Here is a 23962-nt window from a genome sequence, read left to right as displayed (position 1 = left end):
GACTGACGACGAGAACCCATGGCCAATCCCAGCGCTAGCGCCTATAACGCAGACGCCATCGAAGTCCTCTCCGGCCTCGACCCGGTTCGCAAGCGTCCGGGCATGTACACCGACACCAGCCGGCCGAACCACCTCGCCCAGGAAGTCATCGACAACAGTGTCGACGAAGCCCTGGCCGGTCACGCCCGTTCGGTGCAGGTCGTGCTGCATGCCGACCATTCGCTGGAAGTCAGCGACGACGGCCGCGGCATGCCGGTGGACATCCACCCGGAAGAAGGCGTCTCTGGCGTCGAATTGATCCTCACCAAGCTGCACGCCGGTGGCAAGTTCTCGAACAAGAACTACCAGTTCTCCGGGGGCCTGCACGGCGTCGGCATTTCGGTGGTCAACGCCCTGTCGACGCAGGTGCGGGTGCGGGTCAAGCGCGACGGCAACGAGTACCAGATGACCTTCGCCGATGGCTACAAGGCCACCGAGCTGGAAGTTGTCGGTAGCGTTGGCAAGCGCAACACCGGCACCAGCGTGTATTTCAGCCCTGACCCGAAGTATTTCGATTCGCCGAAATTTTCCATCAGCCGCCTCAAGCATGTGCTCAAGGCCAAGGCCGTGCTGTGCCCGGGCCTGTCCATTAGCTTCGAGGACAAGGCCAGCGGCGAAAAAGTCGAATGGCACTATGAGGACGGCCTGCGCTCGTACCTGGTCGACTCGGTCAGCGAGTTCCCGCGGCTGCCCGACGAGCCGTTCTGCGGCAGCCTGGCCGGCAACAAGGAAGCCGTCGACTGGGCCCTGCTGTGGCTGCCCGAGGGCGGTGACAGTGTCCAGGAAAGCTACGTCAACCTGATCCCCACGGCCCAGGGCGGCACCCACGTCAACGGCCTGCGCCAGGGCCTGCTCGACGCCATGCGCGAGTTCTGCGAGTTCCGCAACCTGTTGCCACGCGGGGTCAAGCTGGCGCCGGAAGACATCTGGGAGCGGATCAGCTTCGTCCTGTCGATGAAGATGCAGGAGCCACAGTTCTCCGGGCAGACCAAAGAGCGCCTGTCGTCGCGTGAAGCGGCGGCGTTCGTCTCCGGGGTGGTCAAGGATGCCTTCAGCCTGTGGCTCAACGGCCATCCGGAGCTGGGCATGCAGCTCGCCGAGCTGGCCATCAGCAACGCTGGCCGGCGCCTCAAGGCGAGCAAGAAGGTCGAGCGCAAGCGCATCACCCAGGGCCCGGCGCTGCCCGGCAAGCTGGCGGATTGCGCCGGCCAGGACCCGATGCGCTCGGAACTGTTCCTGGTCGAGGGTGACTCCGCCGGTGGTTCGGCCAAGCAGGCGCGGGACAAGGAATTCCAGGCCATCCTGCCGCTGCGCGGGAAGATCCTCAACACCTGGGAAGTCGACGGTGGCGAAGTGCTCGCCAGCCAGGAAGTGCACAACATCGCCGTCGCCATCGGCGTCGATCCGGGTGCCACCGACCTGTCCCAGCTGCGCTATGGCAAGGTCTGCATCCTCGCCGACGCCGACTCCGACGGCCTGCACATCGCCACCCTGCTGTGTGCGCTGTTCGTCCAGCACTTCCGCACGCTGGTCGAGGCCGGGCATGTCTACGTGGCGATGCCGCCGCTGTACCGCATCGACCTCGGCAAGGAAATCTACTACGCCCTCGACGAGCCTGAGCGCGACGGCATTCTTGATCGGCTGGTCGCCGAGAAGAAGCGCGGCAAGCCGCAGGTCACCCGCTTCAAGGGCCTGGGCGAGATGAACCCGCCGCAGCTGCGCGAGACCACCATGGACCCGAACACCCGGCGCCTGGTCCAGCTGACCTTGGACGACGTCGAGGCGACCTGCGAGCTGATGGACAAGCTGCTGGCGAAGAAGCGCGCCGGTGATCGCAAGAGCTGGCTGGAGACCAAAGGCAACCTGGCCGAGGTCATGGTTTGATCCGTCTGTTTCTGACAGCGGTGCTGGCGCTGCTTGCGGCGCCGAGCCTTGCCGGTAACTGGCCAGAGCTGAAACTCACCGCCGAGCATCCGATCGACGGCATGCGCGGCGGTAACCTGTCCGGCCTGGCCTGGTGCCGCGGCGCCCTGTGGGGCGTTTCCGACCGGGACGACGATCGCATCTACCGGCTCGACCAGCAGGACGGCGTCTGGCGTGCCCAGGCGTTGACCTTCACGCCACCGCCGGTGCCGGAGAGTGGCCTGCCCTGGGGCCTGAAGGCGCGCCATTGGGCAGTGGCCCACGTGCGCGGCGGCGCGCTGGATTTCGAGGGTATCAGCTGCGATCAGGCAGGCAACTTCTACCTGGTCAGCGAGGCCCATGCGGCGGTGCTGCAGTTGCCGCTCGAGGGCCAGCCCGACTGGTTGAAGATCGACCCGGTGATGGTCCGTCAGGCCCGCGCCAGTGGCATGCTGCTGCACTTCAATGCACTGTTCGAAGGCGTGGCGATCAACCCGGCGGGCGACCGCCTGTGGCTGGCCGCCGAGCGTGAGCGCCGCGGCCTGGTCGCGGTGCAGCGCCAGCAGTCGGTGTGGACCTGCGGGCGCAGCTGCGTGCTGCTCAGCGAAGCCGGGGTCGAGATGCAGCCGCCACAGATGCCCAATCCGCAGCCACGCTCGCGCGACTTCGCCGACCTGGCCTGGTATGACGGCAAGCTGTTCACCCTGGAGCGCAACGCCTACCGTATTTGCCGGCGTGACGCCGACAGCGGCCAGGTCGAGCGCTGCTGGTCGTTCGCGGTCGATGCCTTGCAGCCGTCACGCCGCTATGATCAGCCGTTCGGCCTTGCCGAGGGCCTGGTCATCGATGGCAAAGGCGCCTGGATCGGCCTGGACAACAACAATGGCGACCGCGCCGATGGCGAGTCGCGGCCGATCGTCTGGCGCTTCGCCGCCCCGCACGGTGGCTGGAGCGCCAAGTCATGAGTCAGGCGGCCGGCAAGCGCGCGGGCAGGGTACTGATGGTGGTCGCCTGGGCGGCGGCGATGTTCCTTGCCACGCGCTTTTTCGGCCAATGGGAGGACCGTCAGCAAAATCCCAATGCCCAGCCGCAGTCCACCCAGGGCGAAGGCTTTATCGAAGTGCGGCTGTTGAGCAACGGCCAGGGCCATTTCGTCGCCGACGGCGCGATCAATGGCCAGACGGTGCATTTCATGCTCGATACCGGTGCCACCGACGTGGCGATCCCCGAGTCGCTGGCCAATGGCATGAACCTGCAGCGCGGTGCGCCGGTGATACTGAGCACCGCCAATGGCCGCACCGAGGGCTACCGCACCCGCCTGGACAGCCTGCAACTGGGCGACATTCGCCTGCGCGACGTGCGCGCGCTGGTGGTCCCGGGCCTGGACGGCGAAACCGTATTGCTGGGCATGAGTGCCCTGAAACAACTTGAATTTACCCAGCGCGGCGGCAGCATGCTGTTGCGCCAGAACCTGAAATGACGAGGCCCGCATGAGCGACTCACTGGAACTCAGTCTCGACGGCGTCGAACGCCGCTCCCTGGCTGACTTCACCGAACAGGCCTACCTCAACTACTCCATGTACGTGATCATGGACCGCGCCCTGCCGCACATCGGCGACGGCCTCAAGCCGGTCCAGCGGCGCATCATCTATGCCATGAGCGAGTTGGGCCTGGATGCCGATTCCAAGCACAAGAAGTCGGCGCGTACCGTCGGCGACGTGCTCGGCAAGTTCCACCCGCACGGCGACTCCGCCTGCTACGAAGCCATGGTGCTGATGGCCCAGCCGTTCAGCTACCGCTATACGCTGGTCGACGGCCAGGGCAACTGGGGTGCGCCGGACGATCCGAAGTCCTTCGCGGCCATGCGCTACACCGAGGCGCGCCTGTCGCGTTACTCCGAAGTCCTGCTCACTGAAGTCGGCCAGGGCACCGTCGACTGGGTGCCGAACTTCGACGGCACCCTGCAGGAACCGGCCGTACTGCCGGCGCGCCTGCCGAACATCCTGCTCAACGGCACCACCGGGATCGCCGTGGGCATGGCCACCGACGTGCCGCCGCACAACCTGCGCGAAGTGGCCAGTGCCTGCGTGCGCCTGCTGGATGAGCCCAAGGCCACCCTCGAGCAGCTGTGCGAGCATATCCAGGGCCCGGATTACCCGACCGAAGCCGAGATCATCACCCCCCGCGCCGACATCCTGAAGATGTACGAGAGCGGCAAGGGCTCGATCCGCATGCGCGCCGTGTACCGTGTCGAGGACGGCGATATCGTCGTCACCGCGCTGCCGCACCAGGTGTCCGGGGCCAAGGTGCTCGAGCAGATCGCCGCACAGATGCAGGCCAAGAAGCTGCCGATGGTCGCCGACCTGCGTGACGAGTCGGACCACGAGAACCCCTGCCGCATCGTCATCATCCCGCGCTCCAACCGGATCGACGCCGATGAGCTGATGCAGCACCTGTTTGCTACCACCGACCTGGAGAGCAGCTACCGGGTCAACGTCAATATCATCGGCCTCGACGGCCGGCCGCAGCTGAAAAACCTGCGGGCCTTGCTCCAGGAGTGGCTGCAGTTCCGTATCGGTACCGTCCGTCGCCGCCTGCAGCACCGCCTGGACAAGGTCGAGCGGCGCCTGCACCTGTTGGACGGTTTGCTCACCGCGTTCCTCAACCTGGATGAAGTGATCCACATCATCCGCACCGAGGAGCACCCCAAGCAGGCGCTGATCGCCCGCTTCGAGCTGACCGAGATCCAGGCCGAATACATCCTCGAGACCCGCCTGCGTCAGCTGGCGCGCCTGGAAGAGATGAAGATCCGCGGCGAGCAGGACGAGCTGCTCAAGGAGCAGGCCAAGCTGCAGGCCCTGCTCGGCAGCGACGCCAAGCTGCGCAAGCTGGTCCGTAGCGAATTGATCAAGGACGCCGAAACCTACGGCGACGCCCGCCGCTCGCCGATCGTCGAGCGCACTGAAGCCAAGGCGCTCTCGGAAAACGAGCTGATGCCGACCGAGCCGGTCACCGTGGTGCTCTCGGAGAAAGGCTGGGTACGTTGCGCCAAAGGCCACGATATCGACGCCACGGGCCTTTCCTACAAGGCCGGCGATGGTTTCAAGACCGCCGCAACCGGGCGTTCCAACCAGTTTGCCGTGCTCATCGACTCGACGGGCCGCAGCTATTCGGTGGCGGCCCACACGCTGCCTTCGGCGCGTGGCCAGGGCGAGCCGCTGACCGGCCGCCTGACCCCGCCACCGGGCGCCACCTTCGAGTGCGTGCTGCTGCCCGAGGACGATGCCCTGTACGTGGTGGCCTCGGACGCCGGTTACGGCTTCGTGGTCAAGGGCGAAGACCTGCAGGCCAAGAACAAGGCCGGCAAGGGCCTGCTCAGCCTGCCCAACGGCGCCAAGGTGATTACCCCGCGGCCAGTGGCCAATCGCGAGCAGGACTGGCTGGCGGCGGTCACCACCGAAGGCCGGTTGCTGGTGTTCAAGGTCGCCGACCTGCCACAGCTGGGCAAGGGCAAGGGCAACAAGATCATCGGCGTGCCGGGTGAGCGAGTCGCCAGCCGTGAAGAGTATGTTACCGACCTGGCCGTGATCAGCGAGGGCTCGACCCTTGTATTGCAGGCAGGCAAGCGTACCCTGTCTTTGAAACCCGACGATCTGGAGCACTACAAGGGTGAGCGCGGCCGACGCGGCAGCAAGCTGCCACGCGGCTTCCAGCGGGTTGACGGGCTGCTGGTGGAGCCCCCGAACTGACCGCGCGAATCGTCTGAAACGGCAATTTCAGCGCTGTTACCGGCGGAAACACTGGAGTCGGACGGCTATTTCGCGGATGATAGTGCCCCTGTGGCGCCAGCGTGGCTGAGCGCCCAGAAGACTCTACATATGTATCACTGCGGTGTGCCGAGTGGCGGCCGCCTGGATGGGATGATGAAACTTCTGCGCCTTCCATTTGCGCTGTTGATGACTGGCTTGCTGGGCCTGAGCGGGTGCAGCATGCACCAGCCGGTTGCCCTGTATCAGCTGGACAGCGGTGATCCTGGCCAGCCTTCGCAGAGCGCGGGCATGGCTGTGGTGCTCGGCCCGGTATCGGTTGCCGACTACCTGCAGCGCGAAACGTTCCTGCAGCGTCAGGCTGATGGCAGCCTGACGTCGGCGATCAACGGTCGTTGGGCCGGCAGCCTTTCGTCGGATATCGACCAGCTGCTGGTGCGTCAGCTCGCCTGGCGCCTGGACAGCCAGCGTGTTGTCCTGGCCCCGGCCAGCAGCGGCTTTGCCCCCGACGTGCAGGTGCTGCTGTCGATCACCCGGCTTGATTCCGGCAAGAACCAGCCGGCGATCCTTGACGCCCAGTGGCGCCTGCTCGATCGCCGCGGCAACGTGCGTGACAACCGTATCGTGCACCTCGAGCAGCAGCATGAAGGCAGCGAGTCTGCCCAGGTGCAGGCGCAGGGGCAGTTGCTGCAGAAGCTGGCAGAGCAGTTGAGCAGCGCGGTCAAGCCGCTGGCCAACCAGCCTGCGCTGGCTGAAGAGGCACCGAAAAAGCCGGCTGCGCCGGTTCAGGTGAAGAAGGCGCCGGAGAAGTCGAAGATCCCGATGGCTTCGCCGATCCGTACCGATATGGAAGTGTTCAGGTTCTGAGCCTCCAGACACAATAAAGGTTCTTCAGCCGCTGGTGGCGCGTTTCGATTAGCGAGCTTATCCGGTTGATGGGGGGCTGCTGCTGGCCCCTTCCGCCCTTACGGCGGGTCACTTTTTTTCTTGGAAAAAAGTAACCAAAAACCGCTTGCTCCTACATCCGGCCCTTCGCTGCGCTACGGGTTCCCTCACTCCGGTCTTGCTCCCGCGAGGACCTCCGTTCGGCCTCCTGAAGTCGCAGTAGATCAAGATCACAAGCCAGATCAAAGGCCAGGGCAACGGCTGGCGAATCGCTTCGCTCTCGCTTGTTTATAAGGGCGGTATGGCGCGTCAGCGCCAGAATTTGCATTGGCAGTTCCGGCCTCTTCGCGGGTAAACCCGCTCCCACAGGTTCTCTGCTGACCGTAAGGCCACCGCGGTCCCTGTGGGAGCGGGTTTACCCGCGAAGAGGCCAAGCTTCCTCCACCATTGCCACTATCGAAGATAACGCCAGCCCAGACGCCGCCCGTAACTTGGCGACCTCAGGAGGCCGAACGGAGGTCTTGCGGAGCGGGGTGACGGCCAGGAAGGCCGGCAAGGGCTGCGGGCCAGGAAGGCCCGTACAGCCCGGTCCACGCGGGAGCAAGACCGGAGTGAGGGAACCCGTAGCGCAGCGGAGGGCCGTATGTGGGAGCCGGCGGTTTTTGGTTACTTTTTTCCAAGAAAAAAAGTGACCCGCCGTAAGGGCGGAAGGGGCCATAAGCGCCGCTACATCGAACGGATAAGCCCCCAATCGGCAAGCGCAAGCGCATGCGGAAGAACAAAAAAGCCCGCAGCGATGCGGGCTTTTTTGTGGCTGCTGAAGAGTGCCGGGGGCACTCAAGGCTGTGTCAGGCCCGGCGCTCGTGCATCCGCGCCAACTGCCGCTCCAGCATCGACGGATAAGGCTCCATCAAGCGCTCCACGCAGCACGCGCCTTCAGGGCTGGCAATCGGCCGAATGCGCGCACGCTGGCGCACCAGCGCATCGTCGGTGATCTGCCGCTCGACCAGCAGCAGGTTGCGGCTGTGCTGTGACAGCGCCAGGGCATCCTGGGCCTTCTCGGCCATCAGCAGGTCGACCTGTTCCAACCCTTGCAGGTCGTCCCCCAGGGTCAGGCCCAGTTGCAGTTGCAGGGTGATGCCGCTGTCGGCCACCTCGATCTGCAGGGCATGGCCCAAGGCGCGCAACAGCTCGCCGCAGCAGATGGCGTTGGTCAGGTAGTCCTCACCACTGTCGCGGCTGTGGAACAGCAGCAGGGTACTGCCGTCGTTGAGCGTGAAGGTCTCGCCCTCGTACAGCGAGGCCGCTTGCTCCAGGCAATCACGGTAGCGCTCCAGCAGCTCGGTCAGGCGCGTGCGCGGCAGGCGCCGCAGTTGCTCCTGCGAGCCCAGCTGAACGGCCAGGACCGCGCTGTACTGCGGCTCGTTGGAGGTCGCTGGGGCGGGCTTGGCGGTGGTTTCTTCGCTGTCCATCAGCCCGGCGAAGGCATCATCGTCCTCGTCGTCCTGTTGCGCGACGACCTTGGCCCGTGGCGCAGCCTTGGCGGCGAGCGGTGCGTCGTGCACGTCATCGAAGCCGTCTTCGTAGTCCTCTTCTTCTTCCTCGGGCTCAGGCGGCGGCGGTGGCGCCAGGCGCGCGTGCAGCTGGCGGGCGAGGTCGCCGATTTCGTCCTGGCGGTCGATGCCTGGGGTGTACGGGTGCGGATCACGCAGCCAGACCCGCAGTTGCAGCAGAGGCGTAGAGATATAGCGGCCCAGGCGCAGGCTGAGGGTCAAGGCCAGCACCAGCAGGATCGCGGCGAGGATGCCCATGCTTTGCAGGCTGATCAGCATGGGCTGCTGGAACTGGCTCATGTCCAGGCTGATGCGCAGTTGCCCGGCGGTCACGTCCTGGAAGGTGATCTTGGTCTGGTAGAGGCCTTCGGCTTCGCCCAACAGGCTGTTTTTCGGGCGCTGGCCGGCCTCGGCGAGGATCCGGTTGTCGACACTGTAGATCGCCGCATGGGCCACCAACGGGTTCTTCACCAGGTTGCCGAGCAGCACATTGAGGCTGAGGATGTCGTTGGACACCAGCAGTTCGGTGGCCGAGGTCGCGGTCTGGATGGTCAGACTCTGGCCCAAGGCGTCCGCCTGCTCGTGCATGGCCTGCTTGAACTGCAACCCCATCACGCAGGCGTAGATCACCAGCGCCATGGCCACCAGGAAAATGTTGGTGCTGGCGATGCGCAATGCCAGGGGTACGCGACGCTGGCGCAGGGCATGGAAGAGCATCAGGAAGAAATTATCGGATTTGACTGGCGTGGGCCGGTTCACAGAGCGCGGCTCTTTATGGCGAGAAAGTGCTGCGCAGTATAGCGACCCGGCATTTGTCGGCAAAGTGTAAGCGGCGCCCGATAGTCACTGAAAGTCGGTAGAATACGCATTTTTCATCGAAATCGGAGCCCGGTCTTGCGCGAAATCGTCCTGATCAACATCACCGGTGAGGACCGTCCCGGTCTCACTGCGGCCATCACCGGCGTCCTGCTCCAGGGCGGTGTGAACATCCTCGACATCGGCCTGGCGGTGATGCACGGCACCTTGTCGTTCGGCATTCTGGTCGATATTCCAGACAACGAAGTGGCCACCCAGCTGCTGCAGAGCGTGCAGGCCAAGGCTCACGAACTGAACCTGCAGGCGCGTTACACGCCGATCTCCGAAGCCGATTACCAGCAGTGGGCCGACAGTCAGGGCGAAGCGCGTCAAATCGTGACGCTGTTGAGCCGCAAGGTCACCCCCGAGCAGTTGCAGCGGGTCAGTGCAGTGATCAGCCAGTACGGCCTGACCATCGAACGCATCGAGCGCCTGTCGGCACGGGTCGCGCTGAATGCGCCGAGCGAGCACGGCAAGGCCTGCCTGGAAATTTCCGTACGGGGAGAGCCGAGCGACGCCCAGGCGATGCGCGCCGACTTCTTCGCGCTGTCTGAGGCACTGGCGGTCGACATCGCCTTCCAGAAAGACGACCTGTTCCGCCGTAACCGCCGTCTGGCGGTGTTCGACATGGACTCGACGCTGATCGAGGCCGAGGTCATCGATGAGCTGGCCAAGGCTGCGGGTGTCGGCGAGCAGGTGTCGGCGATCACCGAGCGGGCGATGCGCGGCGAGCTCGACTTCCGCGCCAGCTTCAAGGAGCGCATGGCGCTGCTCAAGGGCCTGGACGTCGCGGTGCTGGACCAGATTGGCGCTTCGCTGCGCCTGACCGAAGGTGCCGAGAACCTGTTCGCCGAGCTCAAGCGCCTGGGTTACAAGACCGCGATCCTGTCGGGCGGCTTCACCTACTTCGCCAAGCAGGTACAGGCGCGCCTGGGTATCGACTACGTGTTTGCCAACGAGCTGGAAGTGGTCGACGGCAAGGTCACTGGCGTTGCCATCGAACCGGTCGTCGATGCCCAGCGCAAGGCTGACCTGCTGCAGGAGCTGGCGAACAAGGAAGGCTTGCAGCTGGCACAGACCATCGCCGTGGGGGATGGCGCCAACGACCTGCCGATGTTGTCGTTGGCCGGGTTGGGTGTGGCGTTCCGGGCCAAGCCGTTGGTTCGCCAGTCGGCCAAGCAGGCGATCTCGACCTTGGGGCTGGATGGCGTGCTGTACCTGCTGGGCGTGCGCGACCGCGACGCTCGCAGCTGATCGGTATCTGGCCAGGGGCCTGAGACGGTGCCCGCAAACAAAAAGGCCCTGCATGACTCGCGTCATGCAGGGCCTTTTTGATTACCCGGGTGTCACGCCTGCTCAGGCACCGCCAGCAGCTCACCCATGCGCACCGCCGAACCCGCACCGAGGTTCTGTGCCCACTTGACCTGCTCCGGCCCGAACAGCACGATCGCCGTCGAGCCCAGCTTGAAGCGGCCCAGCTCGGCACCCTTCTCCAGATGGATCGGCGCACGGCTCGCGTCGTCGTAGCGGAAGGTCTTCAGCTCACGCTTGGGCGGCGTCACCAGCCCAGCCCAGACGGTCTCGATAGATGCCACGATCATCGCGCCAACCAACACCACCGCCATTGGCCCGCGCTCGGTATCGAACAGGCACACCACGCGCTCGTTGCGCGCGAACAGCTCCGGCACGTTTTCCGCCGTGGTCTGGTTCACCGAGAACAGCTTGCCCGGCACATAGACCATCTCGCGCAGGGTGCCGGCCAGCGGCATGTGCACGCGGTGGTAGTCCTTTGGCGACAGGTAGATGGTGGCGAACTCGCCGCCCATGAACGGCGCGGCCAGCGCCGGGTCGCCGCCCAGCAGCTCCAGCGCGCTGTAGCCGTGGCCCTTGGCCTGGAAGATGCGGCCGTGCTCGATCGGGCCGAGCTGGCTCACTGCGCCGTCGGCCGGGCAGAGGATGGCACCCGGGGTTTCATCCAGCGGGCGCGCGCCCGGCTTCAGGGCGCGGGTGAAGAAGGCGTTGAAATGCTCGTAGGCACTGAGGTCTTCGACCAGCGCCTCGCTCATGTTGACCTGGTAGCGCTTGGCGAACCAGGCGGTGAAGGCATTCTTGAACCAGCGCGCACGGCACTCGGCGACGCAGCCGGCCAACCGCGACAGCAGGTGGTGCGGCAGCAGGTACTGGCTGATGATGAACAAGCGGGATTTCATTGGGTTTCCTTAAACGTCTACAGGCGTGTCCGGGTGGTTGCCCCATTCACCCCAGGAGCCGGCGTACGCCTTGACCCGTGGGTAGCCGAGGGATTTTGCCACCAGGTAGGTGAAGCCGGAGCGGTGGTGGGTCTGGCAGTGGGTGATCACTTCCTTGTCCGGCGTGATGCCCAGGCCGGTGAGGACCTGCGCCATGTCCTTGCGGATGCGCAGGTGGTCATTCAAGTCCATGCCGGCGGTCCATTCGAAGTTGATCGCGCCCGGGATGTGCCCGCCCTTGGCCGCCAGGACCTTTTCGCCGCGGTATTCGCCCGGCGCGCGGGCGTCCCAGATGGCCAGGTCAGCGGCGCCGAGGCGGCTTTGCAGGTACTCGCGAGTGGCCGTGGGCTCGGCATGCAGGGTCAGCTGCACCGGGCCGCCAGCACTGGCTGGCACCTCGGTCGAGAGCTTGTCTGCCGGCCACGCCTGGATGCCGCCATTGAGGTAGTGGTACTGCGAATGGCCGATGACATCGAGCAGCCAGATGAAACGCCCGGCCCAGCCGCCGCCTTCATCGTCGTAGACCACATACACCGCGTCGGCACGGTGGCCGAGCTCGCCGAACAGTTTTTCCAGGTCGGCGCGGGCCGGCAACAGGCCGGGCGCCGGCGGCTGGCCTAGCTGGGTGCGCTTGGGTTCGACGAAGCGCGCGCCGGGGATGTGCCCGCTGCCATAACGGTTGGCACTGGTCAGATCGACCAGGATCAGCTGTGGCGAATCCAGGCGCGGCAACAGCTCGGCCGGTTCGATCACCAGCGGCAAGCCGGAAAAGTCAGTCATCCACAGTCTCCAGGGGGCAGGACAAGAGGGCGATTGTAGCCCAAGGCTCACGCATTGCGGGTGGCGAAGGTGGCCAATGCACGCTCCACGCACTGCGCGGTCTTGCCAAAGGCCTGCACGCCGACATCGGCCAGCGGCCGGCCGCCCTGGTCGGCGATCATCAGCATCACGACCTGGCCATTGACCGCCAGCGAGCGCAGCAACAGGTGCTCGCCACGCCACACGGCGCGCAGCGGCGCGGGCAGCAGCGCGGCAAATTGCGCGTGGTTGTCGGGTGTCAGGCGCAGTTGGCCGGCCTGGCTTGTCAAACGCTGCAACAGTTTGTTCTGCGCGACGGGCAGGGTCAGTGCCGCGGCCTCCTTGGCCAGGCCGGCGCTTTGCTGCACCCGCAGGACGTCGTTGGCCTTGTCATGCATCAGCAGCATGACGCGTTGCATGCCACAGGCCAGCAGCGCGTCGCAGGCCTGGGTGGCGAGGTGCACGCCGTTGCTGAACGGGCTGGGCTGCGCCAGCAGTGCGCCGCACAGCGTGCGCCAGCGCTCCAGCGCTTCGGCGGGCGGTGGCGGCGGGGTGAGCATGTCCGGGTGCGGGCGACGCTGGTGCCACGGCCAGATCAGCGCCTCGGCCGGGTGGAACAGCGCGTCGCGGGCATGATGGCGGGCGCTGGCCGCGGCCTGCTGGTGAACCTGCTGCTGGACGTCGTCGAGCGTGGTCTGCAGGTACAGCGCGGTCAGCAGTTGCCAGCGCAGCAGGTGCGGGTTGTCCCAGCCGACCTGGGCCGACAGCGCCAGGCCGTTGGCCAGCAGCACGGTGTTGGCCGGCTGGTTGAACCAGCGGCGCAGGCCGGGCTCTTCGTCGAGGCGATGCTGCTGGCTGAGGCTGTCGGGGTCGCGGGCGACGTTGAACACCTGCGCCAGCAGCTCGCGCTCGGTGGTCAGCAGGCGATAGCCCTGGGTCACCCAGCCAGGCAACCGCCAGTGGCTGGCCACGGCCTGGCAGAGCTCCATGAGGCGCACGCCGAACAGCTCGAGCTCGACCTGGGCGGCGTTGTCGCCCTTGTGGATAACCCGCAGCTCCCAGCTGTCTAGTAGCTTCGGGTAGGTCAGCGCCAACGGCCACAGCGGCGACAGGAACAGTAGGCTGCCCCAGTGAATCTCTTGCCACAGCCGCGCCAGGCGGCTGGCGAACAGGCCGCTGGCCTGCTGCGCGGCATGCTGGCTGATCAGCACGAACTGGCGCAGCACCGGCGGGATCTCATCGCCGGGCAGTGCCGGCAGGCGCGCCAGCAATTGCGCACTGCGTTCCAGGCCCAGGCGGTTGAGGGCGATCTCCAGGCTTTCGGCGGGCTCGGCCTGGCTGGCGTTGGTCGGGTGGTTGGCCTCGCGCATCACCGAGAGCACCAGGGCCGGGCTGTCTTGCATCAGTTCGGCGATGTCGCGCAACGACCGGCGATTGTCATTGATCGCAGCCAGCACACGGTCGTGGCTCTCTTTGGGCACCGGTAGGCGGACGCCATCCAGCAGCTTTATCCAACCCTCGAGTGTGCGCGGGTTCTGGCCTGGTACCTTGGTTTCAATTGGCATTTTGACATCAGTCCGAACTGGCTTTTCGCTTAGAGTGGCTATAGTCTGGCGCAGTTCTGCCGATAAGTAGAAGAAGAGTTTTAAAGCTCCCGTCCCCGACCCTGACCTCGACTTCAAGTGCTTTGAACCTATGGCTAAAATTATCGGCATCATCGTCGTATTCGCGAGCGTACTCGCGGGTTACGTGCTCTCCCACGGCCAGATCGCGGCGCTGATCCAGCCGTTCGAAGTGCTCATCATCGGCGGTGCAGCCTTTGGCGCGTTCTTGCAGGCCAACCCCGGCTACATGACCATGCACGTGGCCAAGAAGTCGCTGAAGATGTTCGGCTCGCGCTTCACCCACACCTTCTACCTGGAAGTGCTGGGCCTGGTCTACGAGATCCTCAACAAGAGCCGCCGCGAAGGCATGATGGCGATCGAGGCGGATATCGAAGACGCCTCGGCCAGCCCGATCTTCGCAAAATACCCGGCGGTGCTGGGCGATGAGCGCATGACTGCGTTCATCTGCGACTACCTGCGCATCATGTCCACCGGCAACATGGCGCCGCACGAGCTCGAAGGCCTGTTCGACATGGAGCTGCTGAGCATGAAGGAGGAGCTGGAGCATCCTTCCCATGCGGTCAACGGTATCGCCGACGGCATGCCAGGCTTCGGTATCGTCGCGGCGGTACTGGGTATCGTGGTGACCATGGCCTCGCTGGGTGAAGGCGACCAGGCGGCGATCGGCAAGCACGTGGGTGCGGCACTGGTCGGTACCTTCTTCGGTATTCTCGCCGCTTACGGCTTCTTCGGCCCGCTGGCCAAGTGCCTGGAGCACGACGCCAAGGAAGAGGTCAACCTGTACGAGTCGATCAAGGCGTCGCTGGTTGCTTCTGCCTCTGGCATGCCGCCTTCGCTGGCCGTCGAGTTCGGGCGCAAAGTGCTGTATCCCAAGCATCGCCCAAGCTTCGCCGAGCTGGAACAAGCAGTTCGCGGTCGCTGAGTCATGGAAAACAATCAGCCGATAATCATCAAGCGCGTCAAGCGCTTCAACGGCGGTCACCACGGCGGCGCGTGGAAGATCGCCTTCGCCGACTTCGCCACGGCCATGATGGCGTTCTTCCTGGTGCTGTGGCTGATGTCCACGGCCACCCCGGAGCAGAAGATCGCCATTGCCGGCTACTTCAAGGACCCGATCGGCTTCTCCGAAAGCGGCACGCCCTACGTCATCGACCTGGGCGGCTCGCCAGAGCTGGCGCCGGAGAAGACCATCAACCCGGAAGTGAAGTCCGATCCAACCCCTGAGAGCAGCGTTCAGCTGAACCAGGACCAGGTCGAGAGCATGGCCGAGCAGGTCGAACAGGAGCGGCTGAACCTGCTGCTGCAAGAGCTGCAGAACAAGGTCGAAGAAAACCCGCAACTGCAGAAGTTCAAGGACCAGATCCTCTTCGAGATCACCCAGGACGGCCTGCGCATCCAGATCATGGACGCCGAGAACCGGCCGATGTTCGACATCGGCAGTGCCCGCTTGCAGCCGTACTTCGAAGACATCCTGCTGGCCATGGCCGACACCATCAAGGCGGTGCCGAACAAGATCAGCGTCAGCGGCCACACCGATGCCAAGCCGTATGCCGGCAGCGGTGAGTATGGCAACTGGGAGCTGTCGGCCAACCGTGCCAACGCCGCGCGTCGCGCGTTGGTCGCCGGCGGTTATCCGGATGATCAGGTGGCGCGGGTGGTGGGCTATGCGTCGTCGTCGCTGTTCGACCGCAAGAACCCGTTCAACCCGGTCAACCGGCGCATCGACATCATCGTCCTGACCAAGAAGGCCCAGCGCAACATCGAGGGCGAGCAGGGCACACCTGACGCGCCACCGGCCAGTGATGCACCTGCCGCGCCGGGCGCTGCTGCACCGGCAGCGCCAGCCGAACAGGCACCGATGCAGCCACGCGAGCTGCGCCAGAAGATGAATATCTTCGAGGACGGTACGCTGAAGATGGATGAACCCAAGGAATAACCGCTCGGGTTGGTAATCGTCTGGGGCCGCTTTGCGGCCCCAGTGCGTTCAAGCCCGCCTACTCAGTAGGTGTCTTGCGTCAGGCTGGCGATGATCGAGCGGTAGCTGTGCATCCGCTGCGGTTTGATCCGCCCGTCTTCCAGCGCCTTGAGCAATGCACAGCCGGGCTCGCGGTCATGCTTGCAGTCGCGGAAGCGGCAGTTGCCGAACAGCTCCCGGAACTCGATGAAGCCCGCTTCGACATCATCACGGCTGACGTGCACCAGGCCAAACTCGCGAATACCCGGGGAGTCGATCAGGTCGCCGCCATTGGGGAAGTGATACAGGCGCGCGGTGGTGGTGGTGTGCGTGCCCTGGCCGGACCACTCGGACAGATCGCCGACGCGGGTGTCGGCCGCCGGCAGCAGGCTGTTGACCAGCGACGACTTGCCCACGCCGGATTGGCCGACGAACACGCTGACGTGGCCATCGAGCAGCGCTTGCAGCTGCTGCATGCCATCACCCTCGTGCGCCGAGACTTCCAGGAGCGGGTAGCCCAGCTCACGATAGACCTCGAGCAAGGCATTCAGGGCGGGGGCGTTGTCCTCGTTGATCAGGTCAGCCTTGTTCAGCAGCAGCAGCGGGCGAATGCCGGCGTGCTCGGCCGCCACCAGGTAGCGGTCGATCAGGTTGGCATGCGGCTCGGGCGCCGGCGCGAAGACGATCACGATCAGGTCGACGTTGGCCGCCACTGGCTTGAGCTGGCCATGGTTGTTCGGCCGGCACAGCTCGGTGCTGCGTGGCAGCTGCGCGACGATGACGCCGATGCCCTGGTTGCCTGCTCGCCAGACCACGCGGTCGCCGGTGACCAGCGCCGGCAGGTTGGCACGCAAGTGGCAACGGAAGATCTGCCCTGCGCTTTCGCCCTCCTGGGCCTCGACCTCGACTTGCACGCCGAAGTGGGCGATGACCTGGCCGAACTGCTCCGGCCCGAGGTCGCCGCCTTCCAGTTCCTGCAAGGCATGCTGCTCGCGTTTGGCTGCGCGTGCGGCGCGCTCGCCCTGGATTTTTTCGATGCGCCAGTTTTGGCGGCGATTGAGCTGGCGTTTGGCCATGAAGGTTCCGTGTTGGCGGGGCAGAAAGAAAACGGCTGGCAGTTTAGCACGGCCACAGGGGGACCAATCCGCTTACCTTTGCCCGGCGCCGCTACGCTACTATGACGGCCTATTCGAGGAGCCCTTCATGGACAACACACAGAACCTGATCTGGATCGATCTGGAAATGACCGGTCTGGATCCGGACAGCGACGTCATCATCGAGATGGCCACCATCGTCACCGACAGCAACCTCAACACCTTGGCCGAAGGGCCGGTGATCGCCATCCACCACAGCGATGAAGTGCTGGCGCGCATGGACGAGTGGAACACCCGCACCCACGGCGGCACAGGCCTGACCCAGCGCGTGCGCGAGAGCCGCATCAGCATGGCCGAGGCCGAGGCCGAAACCGTGAAGTTTCTCGAGCAGTGGGTACCCAAGGGCAAGTCGCCGATCTGCGGCAACAGCATCTGCCAGGATCGGCGCTTCCTCTACCGCCACATGAAGACCCTGGAAGGCTACTTCCACTACCGCAACCTCGACGTCTCGACCCTCAAGGAGCTGGCCGCGCGCTGGGCCCCGGAGGTGCGTGACAGCTTCAAGAAGGGCGGTACCCACCTGGCCCTGGACGATATCCGCGAGTCGATCGCCGAGCTGCGCCACTACCGCGAGCATTTCATCAAGGTGTGAAGCCCAGGTGCGCCGATTATCCTCGGCGCGCCCTCTTTTGGTGCCTTGAACAACTGGTTAGACTGCGCGCCTTTCTTCAGCGGACACGCACCATGTTGTTGATGCTCTACCTCGTAGCGATCACCGCCGAAGCCATGACCGGCGCGTTGTCGGCCGGCCGTCGCGGCATGGACTGGTTCGGTGTGGTGCTGATCGCCTGCGTCACCGCGCTGGGTGGCGGATCGGTGCGTGACGTGCTGCTGGGGCACTACCCGCTGACCTGGGTCAAGCACCCTGAGTACCTGGTGCTGACCAGCTTTGCCGCGTTGCTGACCATCTTCATCGCGCCGTTGATGCGCCATCTGCGTTCGCTGTTCCTGGTGCTCGATGCGCTGGGGCTGGTGGCCTTTACCCTGATCGGCTGCATGACGGCACTGGAGATGGGCCAGGGCATGCTGGTGGCGTCGATCAGCGGGGTGATCACCGGGGTGTTTGGCGGGATCCTGCGGGATATCTTCTGCAACGACATCCCGCTGGTGTTCCGCCGTGAGCTGTATGCCAGCGTGTCGTTTGCCGCGGCCTGGTTCTACCTGGGCTGTGTGCACTTCAATGTGCCGGCCGAGCAGGGCATGCTGCTGACCTTGTTTGGCGGGTTCCTGGTGCGCCTGCTGGCGATTCGTTTCCACTGGGAAATGCCCAAGTTCCACTACAACGACCAGCAGTGATCTGTGCCTCTTCGCGGGCAAGCCCGCTCCTACAGGTGTTGTGAGCGCCTCCGAACCTGTGGGAGCGCGTTTACCCGCGAAGTGGCCAACACAATTATCCCTGCCGGCGCGCCTCATGCTGCGCCAACGCCCATTCCACATGCTCGCGCACCAGCTCTGACGGATACTCCCGCCGCGCGCGCAGCGCCTCCAGCACCGGAATGCTCGACGGCGCATTGCCCAGCCCTACCGCCAGGTTGCGCAACCAGCGTTCATACCCCGCCCGGCGCAGCGGCGAGCCTTCGGTGTTGCCGAGAAACGTCGCTTCATCCCAGAGAAACAGCTGCGCCAGCTCGGCATTGTCCAGCCCGTGGCGCGGCTTGAAGTCGTCTTCCTGGGTCGGCCGGGCGAAGCGGTTCCACGGGCAGACGATCTGGCAGTCATCGCAGCCGAACACCCGGTTTCCGATCAGCGGCCGCAGTTCGACCGGGATCGCCTGCTTGAGCTCGATGGTCAGGTACGAGATGCAGCGCCGCGCATCCAGCACGTAAGGGCCGACGAACGCCTGGGTCGGGCACACGTCCAGGCACGCCTGGCAGCGCCCGCAGTGCTCGCTGGCCTGGGCTTCGTCGACCGGCAGCGGCAGGTCGACGAACAGCTCGGCGAGGAAGAAGTAACTGCCGGCCTTGCGGTTGAGGAGCAGGGTGTTCTTGCCGATCCAGCCCAGCCCGGCTTGTTGCGCGATGGCTTTTTCCAGCACCGGGGCGCTGTCGACAAAGGCGCGGAAGCCAAACGGCCCGATGGCCGCCTGGATCCGGTCGGCCAGGTGCTGCACCCGCTTGCGCACCAGCTTGTGGTAGTCGCGGCCCAGCGCGTAACGCGACACATAGGCTTTTTCTGGCTGCGCCAGCAACTGCGCCATGCGCGTGTCGCCCGGCAGGTAGTCCATGCGCAGCGAGACCACGCGCAGGGTGCCCGGCACCAGTTGATCGGGATGGGAGCGCTTGCTGCCATGCGCGGCCATATAGTCCATCTCGCCCTGGTAGCCGGCGTCGAGCCAGCGTTGCAGGTGCTGTTCATGCTCGCCAAGGTCTACACCAGCGATACCGACGTGGGCGAAGCCGAGTTCGCGGCCCCAATCCTTGATCGATTGGGCCAGCGCGGCGAGGTCAGGAGTACAAGCGGACATGGATGGGCAAGGCATTACAGGCTCAGGTGCGTATAATTCTGCCAGACATCGGAGCCTTTGACCCCATGCCCCAGACCAAACACCTCGGCAATACGCCAAAAACGCTCAGCCGGGATACCCTTGCCAGCCTGCCGCCACGCCGTGTCGACGCCCACAAGGGCGATTTTGGCCATGTGCTGGTGGTCGGTGGCGACCTGGGTACCGGTGGCGCGGTGCTGCTCAGTGCCGAGGCGGCTTTGCGCTGTGGCGCCGGCCTGGTCAGCGTGGCCACGCGGCCCGAGCACGTACCCGCGGCGCTGGCCCGGCTGCCGGAAACCATGTGCCTCGGGGTCAGTTCGGCCAACCAGTTGATGGCGGTGCTCGAGCGCGCTTCGGTGCTGGTCGTCGGCCCTGGCCTCGGCCAGGCGGCCTGGGGGCGCAGCCTGCTGTCGGCGGTGGCCAACGCCGCGCTGCCACAGGTGTGGGACGCCGATGCGCTCAACCTGCTAGCAGGCAGCCCGCTGGCCCTGCCCAGCGCGAGCATTCTCACCCCGCATCCGGGAGAGGCGGCGCGCTTGCTGGGGATATCCACCGAGGCGGTGCAGGCCGACCGACCGGGCGCCGCACGCAAGCTGGCGCGCAAATATGCCAGCGTCTGCGTGCTCAAGGGCGCCGGCACCCTGGTGGCCGACCCCGCAGGGCAATTGGCCGTGTGCGGCCGTGGACATCCGGCGATGGCCGGTGCAGGCCTCGGCGATGTGCTCACCGGGGTGCTGGCGGCGTTGCTCGCCCAGGGCCTCGATGCGTGGTCGGCGGCGTGCCTGGGCACCTGGCTGCATGCCTGTGCCGGTGAACGCCTGGGGTTGAAGGGCAGGGGCCTGGCAGCCAGCGATCTGCTGCCGGTCATTCGTGAATTATTGGAGGAGCATTCAGCGTGTCAGGCGTAACCCTGTTTTTGGCCGACGAAGAGGCCACGGTAGCCTTCGGCGCACAATTGGCCGAAGTGACCGGCGGTCATGGCGTGATCTTTCTCGAAGGCGACCTCGGCGCCGGCAAGACCACCTTGTCGCGCGGGTTGATCCGTGGCCTCGGCCACACCGGGCCCGTCAAGAGCCCGACCTTTACCGTGGTCGAACCCTACGAGATTGGCGAGGTGCGCGCATTCCACTTCGACCTCTATCGGCTGGTCGACCCCGAGGAATTGGAGTACCTCGGCATCCGCGACTATTTCGAGGGCGATGCCTTGTGCCTGTTCGAATGGCCCGATAAAGGTGCGGGCGTTTTGCCAAAGCCCGACCTGACCATTACCATAAGCCCGCAAGCGGGCGGACGCTCGCTGTACCTGTCGCCGCAGGGGCCTCGCGGCGAAGCCTGGTGCACCGCGTTGGCCAACAAAATCAAACAGTAGATGGGGATAGGTATGCGCCTACGCGCACTGGTCGCCGTCGTTGGTCTTCTGCTCACCGCAGTGACCGTCGACGTTCTGGCCGCCACACAAGTCAAAAGCATGCGTCTGTGGCGCGCGCCGGATAACACACGGCTGGTCTTCGACCTGTCCGGCCCTGTGCAGCACAGTGTCTTTACCCTGAGCGCACCGGACCGGCTGGTCATCGATATCAACGGTGCGACCCTGGCCGCGCCGCTCAACGTTTCCACGTCCAACACGCCCATCAGCAGCGTGCGTTCGGCCCAGCGGACGCCGACCGACCTGCGGGTGGTGGTCGACCTTAAAAAAGCGGTAACGCCGAAGAGCTTCATCCTTGCGCCCAACGCCCAGTACGGCAACCGCCTGGTGGTCGACCTGTACGACCAGGAGTCGGACGCTGTCGCGGCCACTGCGCCGACGCCACCGCCGACGCCGGTGCCGACCCCGGCCACTACCCCGGCCATCCCGGTGACCCCGGCCCAGCCGGCGATCAAATTGCCACCCGCACCGAGCGGCAAGCGTGACATCGTCGTCGCCATCGACGCCGGCCACGGCGGTGAAGACCCGGGCGCCTCGGGCTCGCGCGGTCAGCACGAAAAAGACATCGTCCTGCAGATTGCCCAGGAGCTGCAGCGCCAGATCAACGGCGAGAAGGGTTACCGCGCCGAGCTGACGCGCACCGGCGACTACTTCATCCCCCTGCGCAAGCGGACCGAGATCGCCCGCAAGAAAGGCGCCGACCTGTTCGTCTCGATTCACGCCGACGCGGCGCCGTCGAAGGCCGCCTTTGGCGCATCGGTGTTCGCCCTGTCTGACCGTGGCGCCACCTCCGAGACCGCGCGCTGGCTGGCCGACACGGAAAACCGCTCGGACCTGATCGGCGGTGCTGGCAACGTCAGCCTCGACGACAAGGACCGCATGCTCGCAGGCGTGCTGCTCGACCTGTCGATGACGGCCACCCTCAGCTCCAGCCTCGATGTCGGGCAGAAAGTGCTCGGCAACATGGGCCGCATCACCTCGCTGCACAAGCGTCGGGTCGAGCAGGCCGGCTTCATGGTGCTGAAATCGCCAGACATCCCGTCGATCCTGGTCGAGACCGGGTTCATTTCCAACGCCAACGAGGCGGCCAAGCTGGCCACCAGGAGCCATCAGCAGGCCCTGGCCCGTTCGATCCATACCGGCTTGCGCCAGTACTTCCAGCAGAGCCCACCGCCGGGTACCTACATCGCCTGGCTGCGTGACAGCGGCAAGATCGCCCAAGGCCCGCGCGACCATACCGTGCGCCCCGGCGAAACCCTGGCGATGATCGCGGTGCGCTATCAGGTCAGCGTGGCCAGCCTGCGCAGCACCAACAGCCTCAAGAGCGATGAGCTGAAGGTCGGCCAGCACCTGGATATCCCGGGCACGACCCTGGCGTCCCAGCAATGAGTGGTGGTTCACGCATCGAGCTGCTCAGCCCGCGGCTGGCCAACCAGATTGCCGCCGGCGAGGTGGTCGAGCGCCCCGCGTCGGTGGCCAAGGAGCTGTTGGAAAACAGCCTCGACTCCGGCGCCCGGCGCATCGATGTCGAGGTCGAGCAGGGCGGGGTCAAGCTGCTGCGTGTGCGTGACGACGGCAGCGGCATTTCGCCCGACGACCTGCCGCTGGCCCTGGCCCGTCACGCCACCAGCAAGATCCGCGAACTGGAAGACCTCGAAGGGGTGCTCAGCCTCGGGTTCCGCGGTGAGGCCCTGGCGTCGATCAGCTCGGTGGCCCGCCTGACCCTGACCTCGCGCACGGCTGACGCCAGCGAGGCCTGGCAGGTCGAGACCGAAGGCCGCGACATGACCCCGCGGGTGCAGCCTGCCGCGCACCCGGTGGGCACCTCGGTCGAAGTCCGTGACCTGTTCTTCAATACCCCGGCCCGACGCAAGTTCCTCAAGGCCGAGAAGACCGAATTCGATCACCTGCAGGAAGTCATTCGGCGCCTGGCCCTGGCCCGCTTCGATGTCGGCTTCCACCTGCGCCACAACGGCAAGAGCATCCTCAGCCTGCACGACGCACCCGACGATATCTCGCGGGCGCGGCGGGTCGGCGCGATCTGCGGCCCGGGCTTCCTCGAGCAGGCGCTGCCGATCGATGTCGAGCGCAACGGCTTGCGCCTGTGGGGCTGGGTCGGCCTGCCGACCTTCTCGCGCAGTCAGGCCGACCTGCAGTACTTCTTCGTCAATGGCCGTGCGGTGCGCGACAAGCTGGTCGCCCATGCGGTGCGCCAGGCTTACCGCGACGTGCTGTTCAACGGCCGTCACCCGACCTTCGTGCTGTTCCTCGAGCTTGAGCCCAACGGCGTCGACGTCAACGTTCACCCGACCAAGCACGAAGTGCGCTTCCGCGAAGGGCGCACGGTGCACGACTTCCTTTACGGCACCCTGCACCGGGCGCTGGCGGACGTGCGTCCGGAAGACCAACTGGCCGCGCCCGCCGCGACCACCGAAATGCTTCGCCCGAGCGGCCAGCAGGTTGGCGAATTCGGCCCGCAGGGCGAAATGCGCCTGGCCACGCCGGTGCTCGAGCAGCCTCAGGCGCAGCCCGCTGCTGGCTCCGGTGCGGGTGCGGGCTATCAATACCAGTACACCCCACGCCCTTCGCAGCCAGTGCCGGTGGCCGAGGCGCAAGCCGCCTACCGCGAGTTCTACGCGCCGTTGAACAACGGCGCACCGGCGGCGCTGCCGGAAAGCCAGGGCGACATTCCGCCGCTGGGCTATGCCCTGGCCCAGCTCAAGGGCATCTACATCCTTGCCGAGAACGCCGTCGGCCTGGTGCTGGTGGACATGCACGCCGCCCACGAGCGGATCATGTACGAGCGGCTCAAGGTGGCCATGGCCAGTGAAGGCCTGAGCGGTCAGCCGCTGCTGGTGCCGGAGTCGCTGGCGCTGAGCCAGCGCGAGGCCGATTGCGCCGAAGAGCACGCGCAGTGGTTCCAGCGGCTGGGCTTCGAGCTGCAGCGGCTGGGCCCTGAAACCCTGGCGATTCGGCAGATTCCCGCCCTGCTCAAGCAGGCTGAGGCCAATCGCCTGGTCCAGGACGTGCTCGCCGACCTCATGGAATACGGCACCAGCGACCGTATCCAGGCGCACCTCAACGAACTGCTCGGGACCATGGCCTGCCACGGCGCCGTGCGCGCCAACCGGCGCCTGGCCATCCCCGAGATGAACGCGCTGCTGCGGGACATGGAAAACACCGAACGTAGCGGCCAGTGCAACCACGGCCGACCGACCTGGACCCAGATGGGCCTGGACGATCTGGACAAACTTTTCCTGCGCGGTCGATGAA

At 65.5% G+C, this 23962-nt stretch carries 20 protein-coding genes; 14 read left to right on the top strand and 6 right to left on the bottom strand.

The window, feature by feature from the left end:
* Nucleotides 1-18: 18 nt before the first annotated feature.
* The 5 genes from parE (at nt 19) to CCOS865_RS26145 (ending at nt 6575) form a co-directional block, all read left to right on the top strand.
* A complete protein-coding gene (gene parE / locus CCOS865_RS26165; protein WP_119146349.1) occupies nt 19-1923 on the top strand; it encodes a DNA topoisomerase IV subunit B in 1905 nt (634 codons plus the stop codon).
* Nucleotides 1920-2906, top strand: a complete 987-nt coding sequence (locus CCOS865_RS26160) for an esterase-like activity of phytase family protein (protein WP_119146347.1) — start codon at nt 1920-1922, stop codon at nt 2904-2906. The genes parE and CCOS865_RS26160 overlap by 4 nt, the downstream gene beginning before the upstream one ends.
* On the top strand, nt 2903-3421 hold the full coding sequence (locus CCOS865_RS26155; protein WP_119146345.1) for a retropepsin-like aspartic protease family protein: 519 nt from the start codon (nt 2903-2905) through the stop codon (nt 3419-3421). Before CCOS865_RS26160 ends, CCOS865_RS26155 begins: the two co-directional genes overlap by 4 nt.
* Nucleotides 3422-3431: 10 nt before the next feature.
* Nucleotides 3432-5690 carry a DNA topoisomerase IV subunit A gene (gene parC / locus CCOS865_RS26150; RefSeq protein ID WP_119146343.1) on the top strand — a complete coding sequence of 753 codons (2259 nt, stop codon included), beginning with the start codon at nt 3432-3434 and terminating at the stop codon, nt 5688-5690.
* A 174-nt stretch (nt 5691-5864) separates the two neighbouring features.
* Nucleotides 5865-6575, top strand: a complete 711-nt coding sequence (locus CCOS865_RS26145) for a PqiC family protein (protein WP_119146341.1) — start codon at nt 5865-5867, stop codon at nt 6573-6575.
* 866 nt (nt 6576-7441) lie between these two features.
* Here the strand turns inward: CCOS865_RS26145 and CCOS865_RS26140 are convergent.
* Nucleotides 7442-8905, bottom strand: a complete 1464-nt coding sequence (locus CCOS865_RS26140; RefSeq protein WP_119146339.1) for a histidine kinase — start codon at nt 8903-8905, stop codon at nt 7442-7444.
* Between the two features lie 135 nt (nt 8906-9040).
* On the opposite strand from CCOS865_RS26140, the gene serB reads away from it, so the two are divergent.
* Nucleotides 9041-10255, top strand: coding sequence for a phosphoserine phosphatase SerB (gene serB / locus CCOS865_RS26135; protein ID WP_119146337.1), 1215 nt, complete (start codon nt 9041-9043; stop codon nt 10253-10255).
* Nucleotides 10256-10347: 92 nt separating this feature from the next.
* Here the strand turns inward: serB and asd are convergent, their stop codons facing one another.
* Genes asd through CCOS865_RS26120 form a run of 3 tightly spaced genes read right to left on the bottom strand, consistent with a single transcriptional unit; the run spans nt 10348 to nt 13613 of the window.
* The gene (gene asd, locus CCOS865_RS26130) at nt 10348-11211 is read right to left on the bottom strand and encodes an archaetidylserine decarboxylase (protein ID WP_119146335.1); all 864 of its coding nucleotides are present in this window, start codon (nt 11209-11211) and stop codon (nt 10348-10350) included.
* A gap of 9 nt (nt 11212-11220) precedes the next feature.
* Nucleotides 11221-12030: a rhodanese-like domain-containing protein gene (locus tag CCOS865_RS26125; protein WP_119146333.1), complete on the bottom strand. Its 810-nt coding sequence runs from the start codon at nt 12028-12030 to the stop codon at nt 11221-11223.
* Between the two features lie 47 nt (nt 12031-12077).
* Complete coding sequence (locus tag CCOS865_RS26120; protein ID WP_119146331.1) at nt 12078-13613, bottom strand: HDOD domain-containing protein; 1536 nt, start codon at nt 13611-13613, stop codon at nt 12078-12080.
* Nucleotides 13614-13743: 130 nt separating this feature from the next.
* Between CCOS865_RS26120 and motA the strand changes: the two genes are divergently transcribed.
* Together motA and motB are read left to right on the top strand one after the other, a co-directional pair.
* Nucleotides 13744-14595, top strand: a complete 852-nt coding sequence (motA, locus tag CCOS865_RS26115; RefSeq protein WP_119146329.1) for a flagellar motor stator protein MotA — start codon at nt 13744-13746, stop codon at nt 14593-14595.
* Nucleotides 14596-14598: 3 nt separating this feature from the next.
* Nucleotides 14599-15609: a flagellar motor protein MotB gene (gene motB, locus CCOS865_RS26110; RefSeq protein WP_119146327.1), complete on the top strand. Its 1011-nt coding sequence runs from the start codon at nt 14599-14601 to the stop codon at nt 15607-15609.
* A gap of 62 nt (nt 15610-15671) precedes the next feature.
* Here motB and rsgA read toward each other — a convergent pair whose 3' ends face one another.
* Nucleotides 15672-16703 (bottom strand): small ribosomal subunit biogenesis GTPase RsgA, encoded by a 1032-nt coding sequence (gene rsgA / locus CCOS865_RS26105; RefSeq protein WP_119146325.1) that lies wholly within the window; start codon nt 16701-16703, stop codon nt 15672-15674.
* A gap of 127 nt (nt 16704-16830) precedes the next feature.
* Here rsgA and orn point away from each other — a divergent pair, with 127 nt between their 5' ends.
* Both orn and CCOS865_RS26095 read left to right on the top strand, forming a co-directional pair.
* On the top strand, nt 16831-17373 hold the full coding sequence (gene orn / locus CCOS865_RS26100) for an oligoribonuclease (protein ID WP_119146323.1): 543 nt from the start codon (nt 16831-16833) through the stop codon (nt 17371-17373).
* 92 nt (nt 17374-17465) lie between these two features.
* Nucleotides 17466-18077, top strand: coding sequence for a trimeric intracellular cation channel family protein (locus tag CCOS865_RS26095; RefSeq protein WP_119146321.1), 612 nt, complete (start codon nt 17466-17468; stop codon nt 18075-18077).
* A gap of 94 nt (nt 18078-18171) precedes the next feature.
* Here CCOS865_RS26095 and queG read toward each other — a convergent pair whose 3' ends face one another.
* Nucleotides 18172-19245: a tRNA epoxyqueuosine(34) reductase QueG gene (gene queG, locus CCOS865_RS26085; RefSeq protein WP_119146317.1), complete on the bottom strand. Its 1074-nt coding sequence runs from the start codon at nt 19243-19245 to the stop codon at nt 18172-18174.
* A gap of 65 nt (nt 19246-19310) precedes the next feature.
* Here queG and CCOS865_RS26080 point away from each other — a divergent pair, with 65 nt between their 5' ends.
* From CCOS865_RS26080 to mutL, 4 genes are read left to right on the top strand one after another with little or no spacing between them, the layout of a single operon-like run.
* Nucleotides 19311-20171 carry an NAD(P)H-hydrate dehydratase gene (locus CCOS865_RS26080; protein WP_167469110.1) on the top strand — a complete coding sequence of 287 codons (861 nt, stop codon included), beginning with the start codon at nt 19311-19313 and terminating at the stop codon, nt 20169-20171.
* On the top strand, nt 20159-20632 hold the full coding sequence (gene tsaE / locus CCOS865_RS26075) for a tRNA (adenosine(37)-N6)-threonylcarbamoyltransferase complex ATPase subunit type 1 TsaE (RefSeq protein WP_119146314.1): 474 nt from the start codon (nt 20159-20161) through the stop codon (nt 20630-20632). The genes CCOS865_RS26080 and tsaE overlap by 13 nt, the downstream gene beginning before the upstream one ends.
* Nucleotides 20633-22078 carry an N-acetylmuramoyl-L-alanine amidase gene (locus tag CCOS865_RS26070; protein WP_167469109.1) on the top strand — a complete coding sequence of 482 codons (1446 nt, stop codon included), beginning with the start codon at nt 20633-20635 and terminating at the stop codon, nt 22076-22078.
* Nucleotides 22075-23961: a DNA mismatch repair endonuclease MutL gene (mutL, locus tag CCOS865_RS26065; RefSeq protein ID WP_119146310.1), complete on the top strand. Its 1887-nt coding sequence runs from the start codon at nt 22075-22077 to the stop codon at nt 23959-23961. The genes CCOS865_RS26070 and mutL overlap by 4 nt, the downstream gene beginning before the upstream one ends.
* The last annotated feature ends 1 nt before the right edge of the window (nt 23962 follow it).

Source organism: Pseudomonas reidholzensis (assembly GCF_900536025.1).
GTDB classification, from domain to species: domain Bacteria; phylum Pseudomonadota; class Gammaproteobacteria; order Pseudomonadales; family Pseudomonadaceae; genus Aquipseudomonas; species Aquipseudomonas reidholzensis.
Note: the sequence above shows the minus strand (reverse complement) of the source record. Positions and strands in the feature narration are given on the sequence as shown.